This is a genomic window from Gordonia sp. SCSIO 19800 (assembly GCF_018132775.1).
In the GTDB taxonomy this organism is placed as follows: domain Bacteria; phylum Actinomycetota; class Actinomycetes; order Mycobacteriales; family Mycobacteriaceae; genus Gordonia; species Gordonia hongkongensis.
Map to the genome: position 1 here is coordinate 22524 of NZ_JAGRQM010000029.1, position 25693 is coordinate 48216.

A 25693-nucleotide genomic window follows, 5' to 3' on the forward strand; every position below is an offset into this window, starting at 1 on the left:
ACACCATGACCCCCGCCGGTGCAGACCCTGCCGGCGCAACCTCACCGGACCCCGACCCGTTGCCGCTCGCCGGTTTCACGATCGGGATCACCGCCGCGCGTCGCGCCGAGGAGTTCGCGGTACTGCTGGAACGACGCGGTGCCGAGGTGATGCAGGCGCCGACCATCCGCATCCTGCCTCTGGTCGACGACACCGAACTCGAGCGGGTGACCGAGGAACTCATCGCCCACCCGCCCGAGGTGATGGTCGCCACGACCGGTATCGGCTTCCGCGGGTGGGTCGAGGCCGCCGACGGGTGGGGCAACGCCGAGGCCGTCCTACGGGCGCTGTCCGAGAGTCGGCTGATCGCACGCGGCCCGAAGGCCAAGGGCGCGATCCGGGCGGCGGGGCTGCGCGAGGAGTGGTCGCCGGAGAGCGAGTCCTCCTCGGAAGTCCTCGACCGGCTGCTGGAAGAGGGCGTCGACGGCGTTCGGATCGCGGTCCAGTTGCACGGTGCCACCAGCGAGTGGGAACCGCTGCCGGACTTCTGCACGGTGCTGCGCGCCGCCGGTGCCGAGGTGGTGCCGATCCCGGTGTACCGCTGGCACATGCACCCCGACGTGGCGCGCATCGACAAGATGATCGGTGCGGTGCTCCGCGGCGATCTCGACGCGATCACCTTCACCAGCGCCCCGGCGGCGGCGTCGATCCTGACCCGTGCCAAAGAACTCGGCAAGCTGCAGCAGTTCATCCACGCACTGCGGACCGCGGTACCGGTGATGTGCGTGGGTTCGGTGACCGCCAGTCCGCTGGAGGCGCTGCAGATCCCGACGATCTACCCGCGCCGGTTCCGTCTCGGCGCGCTCGCGCGCCTGATCACCGACGAACTGCCGCGGCGGAGCCACCTGCTGCGGGTCGCCGGGCACGACACCGCCATCCGCGGCCAGGCCGTCGTGGTCGACGGTGAGCTGCGGGAGATGTCGGCGACGAGTCTGCTCCTGCTCAAACTGTTGGCCCGCAACCCCGGTCGCGTGGTCTCGCGGCGGGAGTTGCTCGCCGGTCTGCCCGGCGACAGCTCCGACACCCATGCGGTCGAGGTCGCCGTCGCGCGACTCCGTGCCGCACTGGGGGATTCGAAGATGGTGCAGACCGTCGTCAAGCGTGGTTACCGGCTCGCGGTCGACCTCGAGTACGACGCCGAAGACGAGTGAGAAGGAAGCGAGAACACATGCACGACAACCATGTACGGCTTCCGCATGGTGACCGGTTGCAGGGGTACAGCCCTGTCCTGGTCGCGCACGGGACCCGCAACCCGCACGGGGTCAACGTGATCGCAGAGATCGCCGAAGCCGTCAGCGCCCGCATCGGGCTCACCCGCACCGCATTCGTCGACGTCCTCGGACCGACGCCGAGCGAGGTCATCGCCGACCTGGAGCGTCCGGCGGTGCTGGTGCCCGCGTTCCTCGCCTCGGGCTACCACGTCCGCAAGGACCTGCCCGAACACGTCGCGGCCGCCGGCCGGGCGGACACCGTCGTCACCCGGGCGCTGGGTCCCGATCCGGCCATCGCCTCGGTCGCCCGACTCCGGCTGGCCGAAGCGGGCTGGGAACCGGGCGATGCGGTCGTGCTCGCCGCCGCCGGGTCGTCGGACGAGAGTGCCTGCGGGCAGGTTCATCTGGCCGCCCGGCAGCTGGAATCGCTGATCGGCGGACGGGTCGAGGTCGGGTTCATCACGACCGCGACCCCCACGGTGCCCGAGGCGGTCGAGCGGGCCCGGCGCACGGGACGGCGGGTCGTGATCGCCAGCCACCTCCTCGCCCCGGGCCTGTTCCATCAGCGCCTGAGCACCTACGGCGCGGACGCGGTCGCCGCACCCCTGGGGCCGGACCCCAGGATCGTCGACCTGATCGTCACGCGGATGCGCGCGGCCATCAGTCCGTACCGACGTGTGCCGGTCCCGCGCCACGTCTGAGCTGCCCTGCAAACCCACCCTTTTTCGGCATATCCAGCACCCTCCAAGGGGGTGGGTATGCCGAGAACAGGTGGGTTTGCGGGTCGGTCACGTGGCGGGGTCCCACCGGCACTCGCGCAGTCGGATTCGCCCGTCGGTGATCGGAACACCCTCCGCCCGTAGCCGTTCCAGCTGACGAGTCGCGAGATGCGGCGCCGGCCGGCCGCCGGCGGGCACCACACGGTGCCAGGGCAGGTCGGCCGAATCGGTCCGCATGATCCAGCCGACGATCCGCGGGCTGGACAACCCGGCCGCGGCGGCCAGGTCGCCGTAGGTGCTCACCTGGCCGGCCGGAATGGCCGACACGAGTGCACGGACCCGTTCGACCTGCTCCTCGGTGATGGCTGCCATCGTCGCCTCGACAGATGTCGTCGCTACAGCAGCGATCGGACCAGCGCGGCCGCGAGCCCGGGCTCGAGGAACGGCACCATGTGGCCGCAGTCGGCGTGGTGGACGGTGACCTCGTCGCCGCGCTCGCTCGCGCACGCATCGAGGAAGGCCGGCCGCACGAACGGGGGCTGGACCTGGTCGGCGACCACCACGTGGGTGGGCACACCTGGCGGCGGAAGTACTGCGGGCCTTGCCATCTCGCTCCACGACGCCGCCGCGGCGGGTGCGCTCACCCGCCAGCCGACCCGGCCGCGCGGCCGGGGGACGAGGTGTTCGGCGAGCTCGGCCTCCATGAGCTCGTCGGGAACGGCGGCCCAGCCCTCCGCACGTTTCGCGGCGCGGGCGGTGTCGGCATCCGCGTAGTCCCAGTTGTCGAGACTGTCGGTGGCCACGTCGAGCGCGAATTCGGGGTCGAGGCCCTGCGCGGGGTCGAGCAGCACCAGCCCCTTCACCGCATCCGGGCGGCGGTTGGCCAGGTGCAACGCCAGCGCGCCACCGAACGAGTGACCCACGACGACCACCGGCTGCTCATCGGCGGGGATGTGTTCGTCGATCACCGCGGACAACGCCCGCACCTGGTGCTCGATGCTCCACGGCGGTCGCCACGGGGACCGGCCGTGACCGATCAGATCCGGCGCGACGAGGCGCACGCCGGGGAGGTGATCGGTCAGCGCTGCCCAGCGGCGGCCGTGCCCGGTGAGTCCGTGGATCGCGAGAACCGCAGGACCGCTGCCGAAGACATGCGTGTTGAGAGCTGTCACCCGTCCATCCTGCCGTACGCCGCGCGGCGGACTCTGACACAGGTCGCGGGGACACAGGTCGCGGGCACGGCCGACGTGGTCGTCGGTGGGCCGTGATTCGATGGGTGCATGAGTCGGAAACCGGGTGCCCAGACCCCGCGGAGCGCGCTGCGTGCGCGACTCGTCGCGGCCCCCGACCCGACGGACCGGCCCCGGTACTGGCCACCGTCGGTGGCGCAGGTGATCGACCCGCCCACGAGTCGGCCGGCGGACGAGGAGCAGGCGTGGCGCCCGGTGCGGGTGCACGGCGGCCCCGGGAGCGGAAAGACCGCGCTGATCGTCGACGCCGCGGTCGCCCGCCTGCTCGACCCCGCCACCGATCCGGAGTCGGTCCTCGTCCTGGCGTCGAGCCGACGCGCCGCCGTCGCGCTCCGGGAGGAGATCACCCGGCGCGTCCTGTCCGCGGGCTCGAGCGGTCGCCGGGTGCTCGGCGGTGCGCTGCGCGAGCCACTGGTGCGGACCGTGCACTCCTACGCCTTCGCGATCCTCCGCTTACAGGCGCAGGCCCACAACAATCCGCCGCCGCGCCTCATCACGGGGTCCGAACAGGATGTCGTCCTGCGTGAACTGCTCGCCGGTGACATCGAGGACGGCGCCGGGTACTGGCCTGCCCACCTACGGCCCGCGCTGGGCACCGACGGGTTCGCCCAGGCGTTGCGCGACCTGATGATGCGCGCCGCCGAACGCGGGGTGGGTCCGGAAGAGCTTGCCGCGCTGGGGCGTACGCACAAACGACCGGAGTGGGCCGCGGCCGCCCGTGCCTACGCGCAGTACGAGCAGAACATGCTGCTGCGCGGGGCGGTCGGGCTCGAGACCCCGGGGGCCTCGGCGCCCGCGGTCGACGCGGCCGAGTTGATCGGGTCGGCCCTGTCGGCCTTCGCCACCGATCCCGACCTGCTGAGCGGCGAGCGCCGTCGTATCCGACATCTGCTGGTCGATGACGCGCAGCATCTCGACCCGCAGGCGGCGCAGCTCATCACGCTGGTCGGCACCGGAACCCTCTCGACGATCATCGCCGCCGACACCGACCAGTCCGTGTTCGGATTCCGGGGTGCGAGTCCGCGATTCGCGGACGGGCTGGCCGAACCGGGCAGCCCGTTCGACATCCTGCTGGAACACGATCACCGCGCCCGGCCCGAGCTGTCCCGCCTCGGGCGCGCGATCGCCGCCCGGCTGCCCGGCGCTCGCCCGCACCCGTATCCCGACCCGGTGACGGATTCGGCCGACGCCGACCCGGGCGCTGCCGATGGGGGAGGCGCGGCCGCGGTGCGCGTGTACGGGTCTGCCGCGAAAGAGGCCACCGCCATCGCCGACCTCCTGCGGCGTGCGCACCTGTTCGACGGGGTCCCGTGGTCGCAGATGGCGGTCGTCGTCCGGTCGGTGTCCCTGGCCCTGCCGCCGCTCCGACGCGCCTTCCGGTCCGCGGGCGTACCCCTGACGACGCCCGCGAGCGACCTCCCCCTGCATCGGCAACGAGCCGTGATCGGACTGATGCTGGTGCTGCGCGCCGTCGCCGCGCGGGCGGCCGCGGGAGCAGATGCCGACCTGCCCGACACCACCGACTCCACCACCACCGACCCGTTCACCAGCGAGCTCTTCACCACCGAGGACACGCTCACGTTGCTGTCCGGTCCGATCGGAGCGGCCGACCCGGGCTCGATGCGCCGTCTCCGACGCGGTGTGCGGCGTCTCGACGATGCCGACGAACCAGCGGGACAACCGGATTCGCTCACGTCGCTGACCCGCGCCATCCTCGACCCCGAGGTCGGCGCGCGCTATCGCCGACGGCTCACCGAGACCGAGGCGGCGCCGCTGGCCCGCGTGCTGGACGTCGTCGGTGCGGCCCAGCGGGTCCATGACGCGCGCCGCGGGATCGAGGAGACCCTGTGGGCGGCGTGGCAGGCCACGGGACTCGAGCGGCGGTGGGCGGCATCGGCGGTCCGCGCCGGCCCGGCCGGTGAGCAGGCCGACCGCGACCTCGACGCGGTCATGGCGATGTTCGAATCCGCCGCGGATTTCACCGACACGCTGCCCGCGGCCGGGCCCGCCGGATTCGTGCACTACCTGTCCCAGTTGCAGATCCCGCGCGACAGCCGAACAGCCACCGCCGCAACCGAGTCGGTGACCGTGCTGTCCGCGCACGCCGCGGTGGGGCGGGAATGGGAGGTCGTCGCCGTCGCCGGGGTCCAGGACGGACTGTGGCCGTCGCTGCGCAGCCGGGGCGGTGTCCTCGCCACCGGGCAACTCGTCGACCTCCTCGACGGCATGGCCGCCGACGCCGTGGACACCGTCGCCCGTGGGGCGACGGCACTCGCCGACGAGCGTCGGCTCTTCCTCGTCGCCTGCACCAGGGCCCGCAGCCGGCTGCTCGTGACCGCGGTCGAGGACGGCAGCGGGGACGCCTCGCCGTCGCGGTTCATCACCGAGCTCGCAGATCTGGTGGGGGACACCGACGATCCGGCCGAGTCGGCCCGCGCCGAGGTACGGCTCGATCCAGGCGTCGACCGGGTGCTCTCGTTGCCGTCCCTCGTCGCGACACTGCGGTCGGCGGTGATCGCCGGCGTCGATGAACCCGATGCACCCCGGACGAAGGCCGCGGCGCGTCTGCTGGCCGAGCTCGCCGACTCCGACATCCCGGGTGCGCACCCGCGCGACTGGTTCGGGCTCGCCGCACCCAGCACCGACGATCCGCTGTGGACGCCGGAGTCGGGGGCGCTGACGCTCTCGCCGTCGAATATCGATGCACTGACCCGCTGTTCGCTGCGGTGGGTGCTCGAACGCAACGGCGGCCGCGACGGCGACGGCACTCCCGCGCTGACCGGCAGTCTCGTGCACACGCTCGTCCAGGCGGTCGCCGGCCAGCTCGACCCGGCCGAGGTGACGGCGGCGCTGCGCGGCATCTGGGAACGCGTCGACACCGGGGCGGGCTGGTACTCGGCTCGCGAACTCGAACGCGCCGAGGGCATGCTCGGGCACTTCCGGGAGTGGCTGCGCATCTCGCGTGCCGATCTCGAGGAGGTGGGCGTCGAATTGCCGATCGACGCAACCATTCCCGCGGCTTCGGGGCCGGATTCCGATGAGCCCGCGGTCCGTCTGCGCGGGCGTGTCGACCGCCTCGAGACCGATGGCGCCGGCCGGCCGGTCGTCGTCGACGTGAAGACCTCGAAGAACCCCATCACCAAGGCCGACGCCGACGAGCACGCGCAGATGGCGGCCTATCAGGTGGCGCTGGCGCACGGCGGCGTGCCCCAGTTCGGCGACGCCGCGCCGGGCGGCGCCCGACTGGTCTACGTGTCGACCGCGAACCGCAATTCCGGTGCGGCCGAGCGTGTTCAGTCGCCGCTCACGCCGGAGCTGCTCGACGAGTGGATCGGGGTGGTGCGTCGCGCGGCCCGCGCGAGTATCGGTCCGACGTACAGCGCGACGCCCAACCCGGGCTGTGTGCACTGCAACCTCACCACCAGCTGTCCGGCTCAGATCCCGGGGAAGGCGGTGACCGATGACTGACCTGCAGGATCGGACCGAACGGCCGATGGTCGGGGCGAAGTCACTGGCCGCGGCGCTGGGTCTGCCCGACCCCACGCCCGAGCAGGTGGCGGTGATCGAGGCACCCATGGAGCCGATGCTCGTCGTCGCCGGGGCCGGAGCCGGCAAGACCGAGACGATGGCCTCGCGCGTGGTGTGGCTGGTGGCCAACCAGCTCGTGGCCCCCGACGAGATCCTCGGGCTCACGTTCACGCGCAAGGCCGCGAGCGAACTCGGCGCCCGCATCCGGCGTCGGCTCTCGATGCTTGCCGGGTCGCCGGCGCTGCGGAACTGGGATCCCGACGGCGCGTTGGCCGCCCGCCTGCGCGGCGCCGACCCCGAGGTGAGCACCTACCACGCCTACGCCGGCCGGTTGATCGCCGACTACGGGCTGCTGCTGCCGGTGGAACCGTCGTCGACGCTGCTCACCGAGACCGAGCTCTGGCAGCTCGCGTTCTCCCTCGTCTCCGCGTGGCCGGGCGAACTGAACACCAAAAAGGTGCCGGCGAGTGTCACCGAGGCGGTGCTCAAGCTGTACGGCGAGATGTCCGAGCACCTCGTCGACATCGCCGACCTCGCGCAGGCGGGTTCGACGCTGTACGAACTCGTCGACACCCTCCCGAAGGGCCCCAAGCAGCGTGACAAACCGACCCAGGCGCTGCTGAAGGTCCAGGAGGTCATCGACGAACGTCGCGAGCTGATCCCGATGGTCATCGCGCTGGGCGAGACGATGCGCGCCCAGTCCGCGCTCGACTTCGGCAGCCAGATGTCGCTGGCGGCACGGCTGGTGGTGTCCAATCCCGAGGTCGTGACCGCCGAGCGCACCGCCTTCCGCGCGGTTCTCCTCGACGAGTACCAGGACACCGGCCACTCGCAACGGGTGTTGCTGTCGACCCTGTTCGGCGGGCACGGCCGTGCGCCGGTCGCGGTCACCTCGGTCGGCGACCCCATCCAGTCCATCTACGGGTGGCGTGGCGCCTCGGCGGCCAACCTGCCGCGGTTCGCGCACGACTTCCCACGACCCGACGGGACCCCGGCCCGGCGCCTCGAACTGCTCACCAGCTGGCGCAACTCGGCCCAGGGGTTGCGGCTGGCGAATCAGATCTCCGAAGAGCTCCGACGCCGCGGTATCCCGGTCAGTGTGCTCCGGCCGCGTCCCGATGCCCCGCACGGAACGGCGTCGATCGCTCTGACCGAAACGGTTCTGGACGAACGCAACTGGATCGCCGACGCCATCGAGGAACGCTACCGGGCGGCCGAGGCCGCGGACGTCGCGCCGCCGACCACCGCGATCCTGGTGCGCCGCAACGAGGATTCGGCGCCGCTGGCCGCCGAGCTCGAGAGTCGGGGCATCCCCACCGAGGTGGTCGGCATCGGCGGGCTGCTGCACGTCCCGGAGATCGAGGACATCGTCGCGACCCTGCGCGTGATGGCCGACCCGATGGCCGGGACCGCGGTCATGCGTCTGCTCACCGGGGCCCGCTGGCGGCTGGGCGCCAAGGATCTCGCCGCGCTGTGGCGTCGGGCCACCAACCTGGCGGCGGAGAGTTTCGCCGAGGCGGGCGGGGTGGTCACCAGCAGGGAAGCGCTCGACGCCGCACTCGACGCGGTGCTGCCCACCGAGATCGTCGACCGGGCGGGCATCGCCGACGCCGTCGTCGACCCGGGCGAACCCACCGACTACAGCCCCGAGGGTTACGCCCGCATCCGGGCGTTCGGTGCGCAGTTGGAGTCACTGCGCCGTCGCATCGGACAACCGCTGCCCGAACTCGTCGCCGACGTGGAGAACACGATCGGGGTCGGCGTCGAGGCGCAGATCCGGGCGCGCCGCATGCGGGGTGCGATCACCGGACGCGAACACCTCGACGCCTTCGCCGACTACGTCAGTCATTACGCCGATCGTCCGGGAGCGAATCTGCCTGGACTGCTCGCTTTCCTGGACGCTGCCGAGACCATCGAGAAGGGTCTCGAACCGGGCCGCATCGAGGTGGCCGAACAGCGGGTGCAGATCCTCACCGTGCATGCGGCCAAGGGCCTGGAATGGGATGTCGTCGCGATCCCGCACCTGGCGAAGGGGATCTTCCCCAGCGCCAAGGCCGACACCACATGGTTGGGCAGCGCGCGCGAACTCCCGGCGGACATGCGCGGCGATCTGGCGATCCCGGCCGAGGCGGCCGACGGTGCGCCGGAGGGGTTCCCGGTTCTGAAGATCGACACCGTCGCCGACCGCAAGCAGCTCGAGGACGCCCTGACCGACCACAAGGCCGCGATCGGCGAACGGCGACTCGAGGAGGATCGCCGGCTGCTCTATGTGGCGCTCACCCGCGCCCGGCACGACCTGCTGATCTCGGCGCACCACTGGTCGGAGACCGGCGACAAACCCCGCGGCGGTTCGGAATTCTTCGACGAGTTGATGACCGGCATCGATGAGGCGATCGCCGACCCGAGCGTCGACTCGACCGGTCTGTCGATCGCGGTGCGGACGCCACCGCCCGAACCGGACAGCCCGAATCCGTTGGCCGAACGTGCGATCGCGGCGCCGTGGCCGCGTGATCCGCTCGCCGGCCGCCGCGACTCGGTACAGCGGGCGGCCGATCTGGTCGCCGACGCCATCGCCGGCCGCGCGGCGCCCGCGCTGTTCGACACACCTGCTGCCCAGTCCGGCCCCGCCGATGCCGAGACCCCCGCAACGCCACCGGCCGACCCCGCGGACGAGATCGGGGCGTGGGAGGCCGAGGTGTCGGCCCTGCTCGCCGAGCACCATCAGGCCAACCAGGCGCTCGTCGAGGTGTCGTTGCCGACCCATCTGTCCGTCAGCCAGCTGGTCGAACTCGACGCCGACGAGGCCGAGTTCGCTCGCCGGCTCCGCCGGCCCACCCCGTTCCGGCCCAACCCGATGGCCCGGCGCGGCACCGCGTTCCACGCCTGGGTGGAACGCTGGTTCGGGGCGACACGACTCCTCGACATCGACGAACTGCCCGGCGCCGCCGACGCGACCGCGAGCCCGGACGCCGATCTCGAGGAACTGCGGGCCGCGTTCCTCTCCTCGCCGTGGGCGAATCGCAGCCCGACCGAGGTGGAGGTGCCCTTCGAGACCGTCATCGGCGGGATCGTCGTGCGCGGACGGATCGACGCGGTCTTCGCCGAGAAGGACGGTTCGTGGACGGTCGTGGACTGGAAGACCGGTGTGATCCCCGAACCCGCCCGCCGGGAATCACTCTTCATCCAGCTCGCCGCGTACCGCCTGGCGTGGGCGCAGCTGGCCGGGGTGGAGCCGACCAAGGTCCGCGCCGCGTTCCACTATGTGCGCGACGGGCACACCCTGGAGGCCGACGACCTGCCCGACGAGGCGACCCTCGCCGCGAAGCTGGCCCGCTGAGCGCGCCGCTGCCCCGGGACAGCTCCCGCCACATGCCTTGTGATGCCCCGAGGTGGGCTACATTGCAGCGTGTGAGCGAACTCGACGTGCGCGTGCGTGCCGGTGGCTAACCGTCTGCGCCGACGCTTCGGCGGTACCGAGCTGGCCAACCGGCCCGACCACGCACTGGTCGGCGTCGTCCGCATCCCCGAACTCCAGCAGAGCCCTAGCCGGGCGATCGGTCGTCGCGTCTTCTGGGCGACCCTGGCCCTGCTGTTCACCTCGGTCGTGGTCTGGCTGGATCGCGCCGGCTATCGCGATGCCCAGGACAACGAGTTGTCGTACCTGGACGCGCTCTACTACTCCGCGGTGACCCTCTCCACGACCGGCTACGGCGACATCACACCGATCACCCCGTTCGCCCGTTTCATCAACCTCGTCATCATCACGCCGTTGCGCGTGCTGTTCCTGATCGTGCTGATCGGTACCACCCTCGAGGTGCTCACCGAACGGTCGCGCCAGGCGCTCAAGATCCAGCGTTGGAGGAATACCGTGCGCAATCACACCGTGGTCATCGGCTACGGCACCAAGGGCCGCACCGCGGTGGACGCCATGCGGGGCGACGGCATCAAGCCCTCCGAGATCGTCGTCGTCGACGCGGACGCCACCGTGCTCGAGGCGGCCGCCTCCGACGGGCTGGTCACCGTGCGCGGCGACGCCACCAAGTCGGATGTGCTCCGCCTCGCCGGTGTCGCGCACGCCGCCAGCATCGTCGTCGCCACCAGCCGCGACGACACCGCGGTCCTCGCCACGCTCACCGCCCGCGAACTCAATCCGCGGGCGAAGATCGTCGCGTCGATCCGGGAGTCGGAGAACACCCACCTGATGCGCCAGTCCGGCGCCAACTCGGTGGTGGTGTCGTCGGAGACCGCCGGCCGCCTCCTCGGGATCGCGACGATGACCCCGTCGGTGGTCGAGGTGATCGAGGACCTCCTCACCCCGGATGCCGGCTACGCCATCGCCGAGCGCGAGGTCGACCCGACCGAGACCGGCGGATCGCCCGCCCACACCCGCGACATCGTCCTGGGTGTCGTGCGGAACGGTGTGCTGCACCGCGTCGACGACAGCGAGGTCGAACAGATCGAAGTCGGTGACCGGCTGCTGTACGTCCGCACCAACCCCAACGACGACTGATCGTTCCGTCATCGAGAAAGGCCGTGTCACCGTGCATTTCGACATGCCCCAGCCGCCGCTGCTGTCGCGGGCGGTGTTCGACCGGGCGGACGCGATCCGCGACGACGCCGAGCGGATGGCCGCCGGCTGGCCGACGGCCAAGGTGCTGTTGATCGACGCGGCCGGCCGCTACCCGGTCACCGATTCCGGTGCGCTGCACTGGGTTGCGGCTCCGACCGTGGCCGAGGCGCCGCCCGGGGATGCGGTGATCCTCGGATTCGATGGGTCGGGCGGCGCCGGTGGAGCCGACCTGTGGACGCGCCGGGTGGACCACATCGACGGGCCGACCGATGACGCCCGGCGCGGTGCGACGCGACTGTCCGCCGACGAGGCGGGGCTCCTCGCGACCGCCCTGGGAATCCTGAACTGGCATGCGACCGCGAGTCATTCACCGGTCGACGGTTCCGTCACCCGGCCGGCCCGGGGTGGTTGGGTCCGGCGCAGTGTGGATTCCGGCCGCGACGAGTTCCCGCGGACCGACCCGGCGATCATCACCGTCGTCCACGACGGCGCCGATCGCATCCTGCTCGGCCGCCAGTCGGTGTGGCCGCAGGGTTGGTATTCGACGCTGGCCGGCTTCGTCGAGCCGGGGGAGTCGCTCGAACAGTGCGTCCTGCGCGAGGTGTACGAAGAGGTCGGGATCGTGGTGCGGGAACCGCGCTACCTGGGCAGCCAGCCATGGCCGTTCCCGCGGTCGCTGATGCTGGGCTTCGCGGCGCTCGGCGACCCGGCCGACGAGCTGGCGTTCCTCGACGGCGAGATCGGCGATGCGCAGTGGTTCCATCGCGACGAGGTCCGGGCGGCGCTGGCCCGGGGCGACGGCTGGTCCCGCGCCGAGGCGCCGGGTTCCGACGACGCCGACCGTCTGCGCCTCCCCGGATCGATCTCCATCGCTCGTTCGATGATCGAGGCCTGGGCGGCCGGATAGACGGGCCGCCGTCGCGCTGGACTCATCGCCGGCCGACCGGACTCAGACGCCCAGCTTCGCCTTCACGTCGGCGATCGACGGGTTGGTGGCGGTGGTGCCGTCGGCATAGAGGACGGTCGGGACGACATGGTTGCCGCCGTTCACGCTGCCCACGAATTCGGCGGCGTCCGGGTTCAGCTCGATGTCGATCTCCTGCCAGCTGATACCGCTGCTCTTGAGGCCGCGCTTGAGGCGCGCGCAGAAGCCGCACCACGACGTGGTGTACATGGTCAGCTCACCGGAGTCGGAGGTGCGGGCGCCGGCCTCGTCGTCGATCACGTTGCTCATGGGTCCCATAACACCATGTTCGGGCCTGCTGTTCCCGTCCGCGTTGTTCGCCTGCCGGCGGCGTCGGTGGTTGGTGACATAGTGGACGCCGTGCCTCACCCGACTTCTGCCGCGAAACCCGAGTCCCCGCGTCGTGCCGCGGTGTCGGCGAGTGGCGGCGCGGTCGAGGGACTCGACCCCGAGCAGAGCGCCGCAGTCCTGGCGCCGCGCGGACCGGTGTGCGTGCTGGCCGGGGCGGGCACGGGCAAGACCCGGACCATCACCAGGCGCATCGCCCACCTCGTCGACACCGGCCAGGTCAATCCCGGCCAGGTCCTGGCGGTCACCTTCACCGCCCGCGCCGCCGGCGAGATGCGCACCCGCCTGCGCAGTCTCGGTGTCGGCGGTACGGGGGGCAGCGTCGCGGCCCAGACCTTCCACGCGGCCGCCATGCGTCAGCTGCGGTACTTCTGGCCGCGTGCCTTCGGTGACGCCCGGTGGGAGCTCTTGGACAACAAGTTCCCGCTCATCTCGCGGGCGGCTCGCCGCTCCGGCCTCGACACCTCGACCGATACGCTGCGAGACCTGTCGTCGGAGATCGAGTGGGCCAAGGCCTCGCTGATCTCACCGGAGAACTACGTCGAGGCGGTCGGCCGGCTCGGCCGCGAGTCCCCGGCACCGCCGCCGAAGGTCGCGGCCGTGTACGGGCACTACGAGGACGCCAAGGTCTCGCCCGACGGGGACCGGTTGCTCGATTTCGACGACATGCTCATCTACATGACCCAGATCCTCACCGTCGAACCGGGCGCCGCGGACGAATTCCGTTCGCGGTACCGGTGTTTCGTCGTCGACGAGTACCAGGACGTGACGCCGGTGCAGCAGGGTCTGCTGGACGCCTGGCTCGGGGAACGCGACGACCTGACGGTCGTCGGTGACGCCAACCAGACGATCTACACGTTCACCGGTGCCTCGCCGAACCATCTCTTGGATTTCAGTCGCCGGTTCCCGGAGGCCACGGTCGTCCGTCTCGAGCGCGACTACCGGTCCACCCCGCAGGTCGTCGATCTGGCGAACCGCGTCATCGGCGCCGCCCGGGGGCGCATCGCGGGAACCCGCCTGCAGCTCATCGGACAGCGCCCGCCCGGGCCGGCGCCGCAGTTCGCCGAGTACGACGACGAGCCCGCCGCCGCGACGGCGATCGCCATCGAGATCAAACACCTCATCAGATCGGGGGTCGCGCCCGCCGAGATCGCGATCCTGTACCGCGTCAACGCACAGTCCGAGAACTACGAGCAGGCCCTGACCGAGGTGGGCATCCCGTACCAGGTGCGCGGCGGCGAGGCGTTCTTCGCGCGCACCGAGGTCCGGCAGGCCATGCGGCAGCTCGCGACGGTCGCCGGCCGCGAAGTCAGACCCGACGTGGAGCTCCTCGACGTCGTACGCGCGGTGCTGGGCGAGCTGGGTCTCAGCGAGGAGCAGCCGTCCGGTGCGCAGGCGCGTAGCCGGTGGGAATCACTGAAAGCGCTGGTTCAGCTGACCGAGGACATGGTCGCCGAGAACCCGGACCTGACGCTGCCGCAGCTGTCGGCAGAACTCGCCGCCCGCGCCGAGGCGCGCCATCCCCCGACGGTGCAGGGCGTGACGCTGTCGTCGCTGCACGCGGCCAAGGGACTCGAGTGGGATGCGGTGTTCCTCGTCGGACTCACCGACGGGTCGCTGCCCATCAGCCAGGCGATCAAGGGGTCCTGGGAAGAGGTCGAGGAAGAGCGGCGACTGTTCTATGTCGGAGTGACGCGTGCCCGCGAGCACCTGCACCTGTCGTGGGCCCTGGCCCGCAACGAGGGCGGCCGTGCCCGGCGTCGCTCGCGGTTCCTCGCCGACCTCGTGCCCGACGACTCACCCGCGTCGCCGATCGCGAAGGAGCGCGCGCCCCGCCGCGGACCGACCTGCCGGGTCTGCGGTTCCCGGTTGATGGATTCGACCGCGACGCTGCTCGGTCGCTGCGCCGGGTGCCCGTCGGATCTGGACGAAGGACTGCTGGTCTCGCTCAAGGAGTGGCGTCGCGAGCGGGCCCAGGAGAAAAAGGTGCCGGCCTTCGTCGTCTTCTCCGACAAGACGCTCACCGCGATCGCCGAGCAACGACCGACCGATACCGCTGCGCTGGTGGCGATCTCGGGAATCGGGGCGAAGAAGGTCGACGAGTACGGCGCCGACATCATCGAACTCGTCAAGACCGCAGGTCAAAAATAGGTTGTGCGGGTTTCGGCCCAGCGTCTACTCTGAGTCCCGTCAGTACGGGGATGGGTTGTGTGCGTCCGTCACACCGGCCCGCCACAGTCACCGACGACCGACACGAACGCGGAAAGCCACGAGACCAGAAGGGAGTGGATCAGTGAACGGAATCACCGTGAGCCAGGCCGGCATCTGCCAGTCTGCGGCGAACCTGAGAGCAGCCGACACGTATGCGCCGAAATTGCATGCGCTGAAGCCGAATCAGCCCGCCATCGCGCGTACCGGTCGCACCCGCTCCTGGATGCCGGTCGCCCGAGCGTGCACGAGCTTTGCACGCCCGGTCGCCGTTCCGCCGGCGGCTCTGCACCTGACAGCCGAAGCGCGCGTCGCGCGAATCGCACCGCCCGCAGCAGCAGTAGCAGCCGCGCCGCGTCGGTTCCCCGTTCTGTTCCGAAGTTCCCGGAGTTAGATCTCCGAGACATTCCGGGCCACGGGCGAATCGCAGAGGCGACACCCGTGGCCCTCTTTTTCTGTCACCGAATCTCCACCCCGATCCAGGGGTCTCGGACACAGAGCCACATCGAGGACTCGGGTTCAACACCCCAAACGAGCAGATGTGGAGAAACCAATGACTGTCGAATGCGTCCTCGAGTCCTGTATGTCGGCGGACCGCGCAGCGACCGCCCGGCTCGACCTGCCCTGCCAGGTCGCCGACGCAGATCTGTGGTTCGCCGAAGACCCCCGTGACCTCGAGCGTGCCAAGGCCATGTGCGCCGAATGCCCGTTGCGGGCCCAGTGCCTGCAGGCCGCACTCGATCGATCCGAGCCCTGGGGGGTCTGGGGAGGCGAGATCTTCGAGCGCGGAGCCGTCATCGCACGCAAGCGTCCCCGCGGTCGCCCGCGTAAGAACGTTGCATGACAACAACACCGACGCCGCGAGCAGAAATGCTCGCGGCGTCGGTGTCGTGTCTGCGGGGTGGGGTCAGTCGCCCAGGCCGGGGACCCACTCCTCCATGATGGCCCGGTACGGGGCATGCGCCTCGAGCTGCGAGGCGATGCCGACGCAGCCCCCGAGCACGCGGAAGACCATCACGAAACGCTTGGGCACGTTCAGGTTTCGTGACGTCTTGTACACCTCGCCGCGAACATCGGTGGCCTTGCCCGCGGCCCGCTGCATCCACTTCCGGGTGAAGTGGAACGACTCGCTGTAGAGCGGATCGACGTAGGGACGCAAGTAGGCCTCGAGGTCGGCACTCGTCACCTTGTTCGCGTGGGACGGGCGGATGAACTCGGCGGAGATCATGAGTTCTTTGAGTTCGTCGTACTTCTTGTCCCGCGCCAGACGGAGAATCGGTCCGGTCTCGGGCGGGAGGCCTTCCGGATAGTGGCCGACCGCACCGAAGTCGAGTACGCCGAACCGCCCGTCGGTGGCCCGGAAGAAGTTGCCCGGATGCGGATCGCCGTGGAGGAGTCCGACCCGGTACGGCGAGCTGACCTCGAATTCGGCCATCTTCGCGGCGGCGTCGTCGCGGGTCTGCTGGTCCCCGGTGGTGATGATCTTCGACAGCGGGACGCCGTCGACCCACTCCGAGACGACGACCTTGGGTGCACTCGCGACGACCTTGGGGATGAGGAAGTCGGGATGGCCGTCGTAGGCCTTGGCGAAGGCGCGCTGATTGTCGGCCTCGCCGAGGTAATCGAGCTCGGCCTCGGTCCGGTCGATGAGTTCGTCCATCATCGCCTTGACGTCGGTGCCGGGGGACAGGCGCTGCAGGAGTCCGGACATGCGGGACAGGGTCTTCAGATCGGCCTTCAGTGCGTGGTCGGCCCCGGGGTACTGGACCTTGACCGCGACCTCACGGCCGTCCGACCAGATTCCTTTGTGTACTTGTCCGATCGACGCCGATGCCGCGGGCTCGTCGGAGAATTCCCGGAAACGCTCGCGCCACCGGGTGCCGAGCTGCTGGTCGAGCACCTTGTGGACCTTCGCGGCCGGCATGGGCGGGGCGTCGGCCTGCAACTTGGTGAGCGCTTCGCGGAACGGCTCGCCGAACTCGTCGGGGATCGCGGCTTCCATGATCGAGAGCGCCTGCCCGACCTTCATGGCGCCGCCCTTGAGTTCGCCGAGAACGGCGAACAGTTGTTCGGCGGACTTCTCCAGGAGCTCCTGGTTGACCTCGTCCTTGTCCCTTCCGACCATGCGCTTGCCGAAACCGGCAGCAGCCCGCCCGGCCATACCGATCGGAAGAGAGGCCAGTTTCGCGTTGCGGCGACCCTGTCCTTTGGTGATGTCGGTCATAGCATCCTTTCCGCGTCACACAATAGACGACCTGGCTTGCTGATCCGGTGCGGGACGACAATCGCAGGCCGGGTGCGGCGACCATTGTCTGATGTCCAGCCGCGTCGGGTCATCTCGGAATTCCAACACATGGTCGAGCAGCTGCGGATCGGGTCGTGGCTCCACATGCGGCCGGTCGCGTACGGCCTCCACCAATTGCTCGATCTGCGAGTGGGCCATCGCGGCGGTCATCGCCACCACGGCCGGGCTCGCCTGACCCGACGTCCGGATCAGCTGGACGGCCAGGGCCGGCCAGTCCGGGTCCGCGTCGGACCGGTGACGGTCCGCGCACATGAGGCAACTCGACAGTCCGGGGAGCACCAGCGGGCCGACGATGCCCACCCCGTCGCGGACCCGGACCAGCAGATGGGGTATCCGGGCCCGGGTCAGTGCGAACACCACCCGCGGATCGTGGACGACGAAGTCGGTCAGGATCACCAGGTCGGTGTCGACGGCATCGAGCGTCCCGTCGGGTAGCCGCCGCATCGTCCGTCGAGCTGACAAACCCATGCTGCGCAACGAATTCGACAGCTGTTCGCTGATCGGCCCCTGGCCATGGATCAGGATGTGGAACTCCGCGGCCGTGGGCGGGCGGTCGACAACCGCTCGGCCGGCCGACACCAGACTGCTCAGGACCAGATCGAGGTCGTCGTCGTGGAGGCCGGCCCGTCGGGCGCGGCGAGCGAAGGTGTCCGCCGTGCACGGATCCTCCAACGATCGAAGCAGCCCGGCGACGGAATACGCCGACACCGAGGCGTCGAAGTCGAGGAGCAGGCTGTCGGCCGGATCGATGCCCACGCGGACCGAGTTGCCCGGCTGGACGATGACGGGCGTCCCCGGGAGCAGCCGCGGGACCGCGGGCGGAACAGCGCAGGGGGACACCGAGATGGCGCTGGAACTCGTCCGGGCTGGCGACATGCGGCAACTCTGCCAGCCGAACGCCGTCGCGGGCGCTCGGCGAGCAGGTTATCCACAGCATGGCGTGTTCCACCGGTGGTGTGGATTCCTACGATCCGCCTCGTGCCGATTCGCCGCCGTCATCGTTACGGGACTCGTCGGTGGCGTCGCGCGCCTTCTCCTCGGCGATGGTCTTCTCGAGCTGGGCGATCGGGTCGTCGAGGTCGTCGCCGCCCAGGAGCCGGTCGATGAAACCCGCAGGGTTGTCGAGGTCGTCGGCATCCGGCAGCAGATCAGGGTGTGCCCACACGCCGTCCCTGGTCGCGACGTCGGTGGCCTCCAGCGCGCGGCGCCACAGCTCCGACGCCTCGCGGACCTTGCGGGGCCGAAGCTCGAGACCGACGAGGGTTGCGAATGTCTGCTCGGCCGGCCCGCCCGACGCGCGCCGACGCCGCATGGTCTCGGTGAGTGCCCCGGTACTCGGGATCCGGTCGCCGAGCGCTCGGGTCACGACCTGCTCCACCCAGCCCTCGATCAGGGCGAGGAGGGTCTCGAGACGGCCGAGGGCCGCTTTCTGCTCAGGTGTCGTGGTCGGCTCGAACGACGTCGATGAACTGATGATCTCCTCGAGTTTCGAAGGGTCGGAGAGCAATTGGGTCGGGTCGATCCCGGCGGTGGCGTCGGTGATGCCGCTGAAATCGATACTGATGCCGCGGGCGTATTCCTCGACGGTGGTCAGCAACCGCTGACGCAGCCAGCCGACGTGGGTGAACAGGCGCACATGGGCGGCCTCGCGCGCGGCGAGGAAGACGATGATCTCCTGCGCCGGCTGCTCCAGACCCTCGGCGAACTTGGCGATCGCCTCGGGGAGCAGGACGGCGATCCCCTCGGGCGCCAGCGGCAGCCCGACGTCGGTCGACGTCAGCACCTCCTTGGCGAGCTGACCGAGCCCCTGGCCGAGCTGGGTGCCGAACGCCATGCCGCTCATCTGGGTCAGCATCCCGATCATCGGGCCGGCGAACTGGGCCGCCTCGGCGGGGAGGTTGTCCTGCCAGGTTCGGGCCAGCTGCTCGGCGACCGGGTCGCACAAACCCTTCCACGTGTCCATCGACTCCTCGAGCCATTGGACCGGTGTCCACGCCACCGTCTGGGTGACGCCGCTGGGGAAATTCGTCGCGTCGTCGAGCCAGACGTCGGCGAGCCGGACCGCGTCGGCCGAGGCCGAGATCTCCTTCTCGAGGATCGGGGTGAACGAACCGATCTGCTGGCGGGCGAGATTGGTCGCGACCGAGTAGTTCACCGGACCGTTTCCGCCACCCGCCATGCCCGCGCCCATACCGCTGAACATGTTGCCCAGTTGCGAGAACATCTGGCCGATCATGTTGGGATCGAACTTCGAGGGGTCGAAGTCGCCGCCGGGACCGCCGCCGAACCCCTGCCCGCCCCCGAATCCGAACGGGTTGGCCCCGCCGAACGGGTTGCCACCGGGATTGTCGCCCGGCTTGTTCTTGTCACCGCTGTTCTTGTCGCGGTCGTCATCGCCGTCACCGGACGACGAGAAGCCGAAGGGCAGATCACTCATGGGTTCCACCGTACCGCCCGGTGAGGCCCGCAAACGGCGACGACTGTTCGCCCTGCGCGTAGCCGGCTCATGGTCGCCGGCGCAGCCGACTCGTGGTCGCTGCGGGGCACTATCGTGTGCGGAATGAGTTCGAGCCCCCGATTCCGGAGAATCGCCGCGGCCGCGGTCTCCACCGTGGTCCTGCTGGCGTTGCTGGTGCTCGGCACGCAGGTGCAGGTGCCCTACGCCGCGCTCGGGCCCGGACCCACCCTCAACACCCTCGGCACGACGAAGGTGGAGGACGACGGGGCGGTGGTGGAGCGCAAGGTCGTGCAGATCGACGGTGCGCCGACCGATCCGACGACCGGCCACCTCAACCTCACCACCGTCTCGGTGCGGGACGGGATCTCGCTGTTCGACGCCCTGGGCATGTGGGTGTCGGGCACCTACTCGCTGACGCCGCGCGACCAGGTCTATCCGCCCGACCGCACCACCGAGCAGGTTCAGGAGGAGAACGCGCAGCAGATGACGGGGTCAGAGGAGAACGCGACGGTCGCCGCGCTCCGTTACCTCGATCGTCCCACCGCGTTGCGCATCGCGAGCGTCGCACCCGACGGGCCCGCGGTCGACGTGCTGCGCGCCGGCGACGAGGTCGTGGCGGCCGGCGGCGTGCCGGTGGAAACGGATGAACAGCTGCGGAAGGTCGTCGGCGACAATCCGCCGGGGACCGTCCTGCCCATCGAGATCGTCCGCGCCGGTGCCCGGCAGACCGTGTCGGTGACCCTCGGCACGCATCCGGCCGACTCCGAGGCCGGGTATCTGGGCGTCGTTCCGGAGGTGGTCGATGCCGATCCGCGCCTCGAGGTCACCTACAACGTGGGGGACATCGGGGGACCGTCGGCGGGGATGATGCTGGCACTCGCGGTCATCGACCAGCTGAGTCCCGGCGAGCTGACCTCCGGCAAGTTCATCGCGGGCACCGGCACGATCACCGATGAGGGGGTTGTCGGTCCCATCGGCGGGATCACGCACAAGACCCGGGCCGCCCGCGACGCCGGCGCGACGGTCTTCCTGGTCCCGGCCCGCAACTGTGCCGAGGCGGTCTCGGAGCGACCGGACGGATTGGAGCTGGTGAAGGTCGACACTCTCGAGGGCGCTGTCGACGCGCTGAACGCGGTCGGCGCGGGCCGTCCGGCGCCGAGCTGCTGAGGCTTGCCAGGACTGCCGCGTCAGCCCCGGTCGGACGACTCCGGTAGATCGGGAGCGAAGGTGTCGCGCAGCGCGGCCCGCAGTTCGAGTGCCAGTTGCGGGTGGGTCAGCAGTGCGGGTTCCCCGTCGGGTTCGGGTCGAAGACGCATCAGCGCGAGATCGGCGCCGGTGCGCAGCACCCCGACCACCAGCCGCGCAACCTCCTCGCCCGGATGGTGATCGCCGGTGTCGGTGACCTCGAAGCGGGGCGTCCGGTCGTCGTCGTCTTCGGGATCGGCGATGACGATCTCCATGCTCACCGCCGCCCCGGCGACCTCCTCTGGCCAGACCGCCGAGGCGAGGAACTCGTCGAGGTCGTCGACGTCTTCCTCCACCGGGGTGAACACCGAACCGTCGTCGGCGATCACCTCGGGAAGCTGTGCGTGGAGGAGGGCGGTCGGCGCCAGCGCGAACACGGACGGTGACTGACCCCAGCCACGGGAGTCGAGGTGTTCCATGATCTCGTTCAACGCGCTGCCGAGATCGTCGGTGGAGAAGGCGCGTGGGGTCGTCGGGAGGTCGGGCACGTGCTCATCCTGCCCCGGATCGCGGTGCGACCGCGAGTCTGCGACGCCGCCAGGGAACCGCTGACGTGTGGCGATCGTTGAGCGGGCGCCCCGAGTGAGTTGGTCACCCGGGTGGTGCCAGTACAGTGGGCACCACGCCCAGCAGGCACGTGTGCGCGGGTGGTGTCCGGATTGAGAGCTTTGGAGAGTGGGTCTGGTGGGCGTCCGAGGGCCGGCGGGAATGCCGACACTGTCACGCAGGAGCAAGATCATCATCGGGCTCGGCGTGGCCGTCCTGGTGCTGTTGCTCGTCGGGCCACGCCTGATCGGTCTCGCGACCGACTGGCTCTGGTTCTCCGACGTCGGGTATTCGAGCGTCTTCACCAAGGTGATCTGGACGCGCGTGATCCTCTTCCTGATCACGACGATCGTCGTCGGACTCATCATCTTCGGGGCGGTCTCCCTGGCGTACCGCAGTCGCCCGGTGTTCGTACCGACCGCGGGCCCGAACGATCCGCTCGCCCGGTACCGCACGGCCATCATGGGCAAGGTCCGCTGGTTCGCCATCGTCCCGGCGGTGATCATCGGCGCCCTGGCCGGCCTGGTCGCGCAAGGGTCCTGGGCGACCGTCCAGATGTTCCTGCATGGTCAGTCGTTCGGTCGGACAGACCCTCAGTTCAATCTCGACATCGGGTTCTACGCCTTCGACCTGCCGTTCTTCCGCTTCGTGCTCAACCTGCTGTTCGTCGTGGTCGTGGTGGCGTTCCTGGCGAACCTGGTCACGCACTACCTGTTCGGAGGTATCCGCCTGGGGCAAGGCGGTGGTTCGGTCACGACCGCGGCACGCATTCAGCTCGCGGTGCTGGCGGGCACCTTCCTACTGCTGAAAGCGGCCGCCTATTGGCTCGACCGGTACACCCTGCTGTCCAGTCAGCGGAAGGCCGAGATCTTCCCGGGGGCGAGTTACACCGACATCAACGCGGTGCTGCCGTCGAAGCTCATCCTGATGGCGATCGCGATCATCTGTGCGGTGGCGTTCTTCGCCGGTATCGTGCTCCGCGACCTGCGGGTGCCGGCACTGGCCACCGTCTTGATGTTGTTCTCCGCGTTGCTCATCGGGGTCGGCTGGCCGCTGACGATGGAGCAGTTCTCGGTCAAGCCGAATGCCGCGCAGAAGGAAGCCGAGTACATAGAACGCGCGATCACCTCGACCCGCGAGGCGTACGGGATCGGGCCGGACAAGGTCATCACCCAGCCGGGCTGGACCGCCGGACCGGCAAACCCGGCGCTGGTGAACAGCGATGAACCGACGCTGTCGAACGTCCGGATCCTGGACCCGAATGTGGTGTCCCCGACGTTCATCCAGCAGCAGCAGCGGCAGAACTTCTACGGATTCCCGACGCAGCTGGCGGTCGACCGCTATCGCATCGACGGCGAGCTCCGTGACTTCGTGGTGTCGGTGCGCGAGCTCGATCCGAGTCGCTATCTCGAGAACCAGCAGAACTGGCTGAACAAGCACCTGGTGTACACCCACGGAGACGGGTTCGTCGCCGCCCCGGCCAACCGGGTGAAGGAGTCGACGGACGTCAACAACGTCGACGGTGGCGGCGATCCGTTCTACTACGTCAGCGACACCTCGAACTACCAGACCGAGGAGTACAAGCGGGACGCCCCGATCAAGGTGTCACAGCCGCGGATCTACTTCGGCGAACTGCTCGCGAAGATCGACCCGGACTACGCGATCGTCGGTTCCGACGACGGGCAGGCTCGGGAACACGACATCGGGGACGACAAGTACACCTACCAGGGGCCGGCGGGAGTCTCGCTCGGCAACTGGTTCTCCCGAGTCCTCTATGCCGGCAAGTACGCCGAGCGGAACTTCCTGCTGTCGGGCGAGATCAACTCGGCATCGAAGATCATCTACAACCGCGATCCCCGGGACCGCGTCGAACAGGTCGCACCGTGGCTGACGGTCGATTCGAAGACGTACCCCGCGGTGATGGAGGACGGCTCGATCAAGTGGATCGTCGACGGTTACACCACCCTCGACGACTACCCGTACTCGCAGCCCACGTCGTTGCAGAGCGCGACCGCCGACGCCCAGGACCTCAACCCGGGGCAGACCGGCCGGACGCAGATCAACAAGACCGTGTCCTACGTGCGCAACTCGGTGAAGGCGACCGTCGATGCCTACACCGGCGAGGTCGAGCTGTATCAGTTCGACACCGATGACCCGGTGCTGAAGACGTGGATGGAGGTCTTCCCCGACACGGTCAAGTCCCGCGCCGACTTCGACGCGCAGACCTCCCTGCGGGATCACGTCCGCTACCCCGAGGACATCTTCAAGATCCAGCGGTCGCTGCTGACCCGCTACCACGTCGATTCGCCCCAGACGTTCTTCCAGGCGAGCGACTTCTGGTCGGTGCCCTCCGATCCGACGGACCCGGACGCCGAGCAGCGCGGCCTGGACCAGCCCCCGTACTACTTCGTGGCCTCGGACCCGGAGAGCGGTGAGCCGACGTTCCAGCTGACCTCGGTGCTGACGCGACTCAACCGACCGATCCTGGGCGCCTATGTGACCGTGTCGTCGAATCCCGAGAACTACGGTCAGATGACGGTCAAGCAGTTGCCCAGCAACTCCCAACGTTCCGGTCCGCAGCAGGCGTTCAACCCGATGCGCACCGACCGAACGGTGGCGGAATCACTGAAGTCGCTCGAGAACACGGCGACGGTGACCTTCGGTAATCTCCTCACGCTTCCGGTGGGCGACAACGGCATCCTGTACGTCGTCCCGTTGTACGCACAGGCCCAGGGCGAAGAGGCCTTCCCCCGTCTGTTCCGTGTGATCACGAGGTTCGAATCGGCAGACCGGGTATCCGGGATCGGTTATGCCCCCACGACCCGCGAGGCTCTGCGGCAGGTCGGCATCACGCCCGCTGCCGGAGTGGTCCCCGGCGATCAGCAGGCACCGCCCGCGCCGGACCAGGCCGGAACGCCGGCACCGGCCACGCCGGCACCGAATCAACCTCCGCAGCAAGGTGATTCGCCGGAGCGGGACGACGCGGCAAACGCCATCAGTGACGCGATCACGGCGCTACGCCAGGCTCAGCAGAGTGGCGACTTCGCAGCATACGGCGAGGCGCTCGACCAGCTGAGTCAGGCGGTTGCCCGCTACGAGTCGCTGGCGGCTCCCAACTAGTCGAACGACGACCCAGGCCGGGCGCTATCTGCGAGTCATACCGCTATCCGCGGTATTTCCGCAGGTAGCGCTCGGTTTCGTTGGGGGTGTTGTCGGGGAGCACCGGGCTGTGGTGGTGCCGGTGGCCCAGCGAGAAGAAGATCGACACCGCCGTCGTGAAAGCCGCGACCATCAGTAGGCCGCAGATGATCGCGGGGCCGACATTCCCGACCGCCATGTGGACCAGCCAGAGCGCGGCCATGGCGAATCCGGTCAGTGCCAAGACGAACCCGACGAAACTCATCGGATGGTTCCCGTGGCTCTCGTGGTGGAAGCGGTGGGTGTTCATGGTTCCTCCTCGGCGGGGCGTCTCGTGAGCCGAGTGTACGCCTGATGTGACTGGCATCACATTGCACCGCGGCGACGGACGGGCCGTTCGGGCCGTCACGTCACCTGGGGTTATCGAGGTGCGAGTGACCGCCGTCACTGGCGTTTCCCCAGGTCGGGTGGGGTTGGAGTATCGATTTGCATCGCTGACAAACCGGTGTGTAACGTTGTGTTCACCAACGCGGGGTGGAGCAGCTCGGTAGCTCGCTGGGCTCATAACCCAGAGGTCGCAGGTTCAAATCCTGTCCCCGCTACCAACACCAAGAACCCCCGCCCGGGACACCCGGGCGGGGGTTCTTGCTATGTGCGGTCCTGTCGAAGGCGGGACAAGCCCGACGCTTCGGGAACCCAACCGGGCAGGCCCGGGTGCGGCCGGATCGGCGGGCGGATCATCCGCTCTGGTCGGTCCCCGTGGCACCGTCGCCGCCGGCTTGCCGACCGAACAGGCTGCGAAGTCTGCACTCCCAGGTCGTCGCATCGAGCGTCGTACCCACTCTGACCAGGCGATTTGACGGCGGGTGCGGCGGTGCGTAACTTATGTCGAGTCAGCGAGCCACGGCGCCGCCCCGGAAGGGCCTGGAAGGGTCTGATGGTGGGGAGTGGAGATCGGGTTTCTTGGCTGGCCGCCCCTGAATGTTTTGGCTTGAGTTGTTGTGGCTTGGGTAGAGTGTTTGGGGTTGCTGGGTCTCTCAGTGGTTCGGAATTCTTCGGGGTTGCGGGCTGCGGGTGGGGTCTGGTGGGCTGGAAGAGTTGCCCCGGAGACGGGGTGGCTGGCAAGGTTGAATGCGAAGTCTGCTGGTGGGAGCCCTGATGTGG

Annotated in this window: 18 protein-coding genes and 1 tRNA gene; 11 read left to right on the plus strand and 8 right to left on the minus strand. The window is 69.5% G+C overall.

All coding sequences use genetic code 11. The annotated features are described in order from the left end of the window. The first annotated feature begins 5 nt into the window (after positions 1-5). On the plus strand, positions 6-1190 hold the full coding sequence (locus tag KB201_RS22550; protein ID WP_211540555.1) for a uroporphyrinogen-III synthase: 1185 nt from the start codon (positions 6-8) through the stop codon (positions 1188-1190). A 17-nt stretch (positions 1191-1207) separates the two neighbouring features. Continuing rightward, a complete protein-coding gene (locus KB201_RS22555) occupies positions 1208-1951 on the plus strand; it encodes a sirohydrochlorin chelatase (RefSeq protein WP_055475542.1) in 744 nt (247 codons plus the stop codon). An 87-nt stretch (positions 1952-2038) separates the two neighbouring features. Here KB201_RS22555 and KB201_RS22560 read toward each other — a convergent pair whose 3' ends face one another. After that, on the minus strand, positions 2039-2341 hold the full coding sequence (locus KB201_RS22560) for an MGMT family protein (protein ID WP_058251895.1): 303 nt from the start codon (positions 2339-2341) through the stop codon (positions 2039-2041). Between the two features lie 23 nt (positions 2342-2364). Beyond that, positions 2365-3141, minus strand: coding sequence for an alpha/beta fold hydrolase (locus tag KB201_RS22565; protein WP_078113370.1), 777 nt, complete (start codon positions 3139-3141; stop codon positions 2365-2367). Between the two features lie 108 nt (positions 3142-3249). On the opposite strand from KB201_RS22565, the gene KB201_RS22570 reads away from it, so the two are divergent. The 4 genes from KB201_RS22570 to nudC all read left to right on the plus strand — a co-directional run bounded on the left by KB201_RS22570 (position 3250) and on the right by nudC (position 12224). Then, positions 3250-6687, plus strand: a complete 3438-nt coding sequence (locus tag KB201_RS22570) for an ATP-dependent DNA helicase (protein ID WP_211540542.1) — start codon at positions 3250-3252, stop codon at positions 6685-6687. Continuing rightward, positions 6680-10084: an ATP-dependent helicase gene (locus KB201_RS22575; protein WP_211540545.1), complete on the plus strand. Its 3405-nt coding sequence runs from the start codon at positions 6680-6682 to the stop codon at positions 10082-10084. Before KB201_RS22570 ends, KB201_RS22575 begins: the two co-directional genes overlap by 8 nt. 102 nt (positions 10085-10186) lie before the next feature. Continuing rightward, positions 10187-11257, plus strand: coding sequence for a TrkA family potassium uptake protein (locus KB201_RS22580; protein WP_058252009.1), 1071 nt, complete (start codon positions 10187-10189; stop codon positions 11255-11257). A gap of 43 nt (positions 11258-11300) precedes the next feature. After that, positions 11301-12224, plus strand: a complete 924-nt coding sequence (gene nudC, locus KB201_RS22585) for an NAD(+) diphosphatase (protein WP_249146333.1) — start codon at positions 11301-11303, stop codon at positions 12222-12224. Between the two features lie 42 nt (positions 12225-12266). Here nudC and KB201_RS22590 read toward each other — a convergent pair whose 3' ends face one another. Next, positions 12267-12551 (minus strand): mycoredoxin, encoded by a 285-nt coding sequence (locus KB201_RS22590; protein ID WP_058251890.1) that lies wholly within the window; start codon positions 12549-12551, stop codon positions 12267-12269. An 81-nt stretch (positions 12552-12632) separates the two neighbouring features. Here KB201_RS22590 and KB201_RS22595 point away from each other — a divergent pair, with 81 nt between their 5' ends. Together KB201_RS22595 and KB201_RS22600 are read left to right on the plus strand one after the other, a co-directional pair. Further along, entirely contained in the window at positions 12633-14780 is a 2148-nt protein-coding gene (locus KB201_RS22595) for an ATP-dependent DNA helicase UvrD2 (protein WP_307848120.1), read from the plus strand. Between the two features lie 610 nt (positions 14781-15390). Beyond that, a complete protein-coding gene (locus KB201_RS22600; protein WP_058251888.1) occupies positions 15391-15681 on the plus strand; it encodes a WhiB family transcriptional regulator in 291 nt (96 codons plus the stop codon). A gap of 63 nt (positions 15682-15744) precedes the next feature. Here the strand turns inward: KB201_RS22600 and KB201_RS22605 are convergent, their stop codons facing one another. From KB201_RS22605 to KB201_RS22615, 3 genes are all read right to left on the minus strand, one after another. Further along, positions 15745-17061, minus strand: coding sequence for an AarF/ABC1/UbiB kinase family protein (locus KB201_RS22605; RefSeq protein WP_058251887.1), 1317 nt, complete (start codon positions 17059-17061; stop codon positions 15745-15747). A gap of 15 nt (positions 17062-17076) precedes the next feature. After that, entirely contained in the window at positions 17077-18018 is a 942-nt protein-coding gene (locus KB201_RS22610) for a hypothetical protein (RefSeq protein WP_091344360.1), read from the minus strand. Positions 18019-18106: 88 nt separating this feature from the next. After that, positions 18107-19579: a zinc-dependent metalloprotease gene (locus KB201_RS22615; RefSeq protein ID WP_058251886.1), complete on the minus strand. Its 1473-nt coding sequence runs from the start codon at positions 19577-19579 to the stop codon at positions 18107-18109. A gap of 123 nt (positions 19580-19702) precedes the next feature. On the opposite strand from KB201_RS22615, the gene KB201_RS22620 reads away from it, so the two are divergent. After that, the gene (locus tag KB201_RS22620) at positions 19703-20767 is read left to right on the plus strand and encodes a PDZ domain-containing protein (protein ID WP_211540550.1); all 1065 of its coding nucleotides are present in this window, start codon (positions 19703-19705) and stop codon (positions 20765-20767) included. 20 nt (positions 20768-20787) lie between these two features. Here KB201_RS22620 and KB201_RS22625 read toward each other — a convergent pair whose 3' ends face one another. Beyond that, entirely contained in the window at positions 20788-21333 is a 546-nt protein-coding gene (locus tag KB201_RS22625; protein WP_211540552.1) for a PPA1309 family protein, read from the minus strand. Positions 21334-21553: 220 nt separating this feature from the next. Between KB201_RS22625 and KB201_RS22630 the strand changes: the two genes are divergently transcribed. Beyond that, on the plus strand, positions 21554-24511 hold the full coding sequence (locus KB201_RS22630; RefSeq protein ID WP_238994920.1) for a UPF0182 family protein: 2958 nt from the start codon (positions 21554-21556) through the stop codon (positions 24509-24511). 43 nt (positions 24512-24554) lie between these two features. On the opposite strand, the gene KB201_RS22635 is transcribed toward KB201_RS22630, so the two are convergent. Then, positions 24555-24839 (minus strand): hypothetical protein, encoded by a 285-nt coding sequence (locus KB201_RS22635; RefSeq protein ID WP_058251883.1) that lies wholly within the window; start codon positions 24837-24839, stop codon positions 24555-24557. Between the two features lie 218 nt (positions 24840-25057). Here KB201_RS22635 and KB201_RS22640 point away from each other — a divergent pair. Next, positions 25058-25134, plus strand: a tRNA-Met gene (locus KB201_RS22640). Positions 25135-25693: the final 559 nt, after the last annotated feature.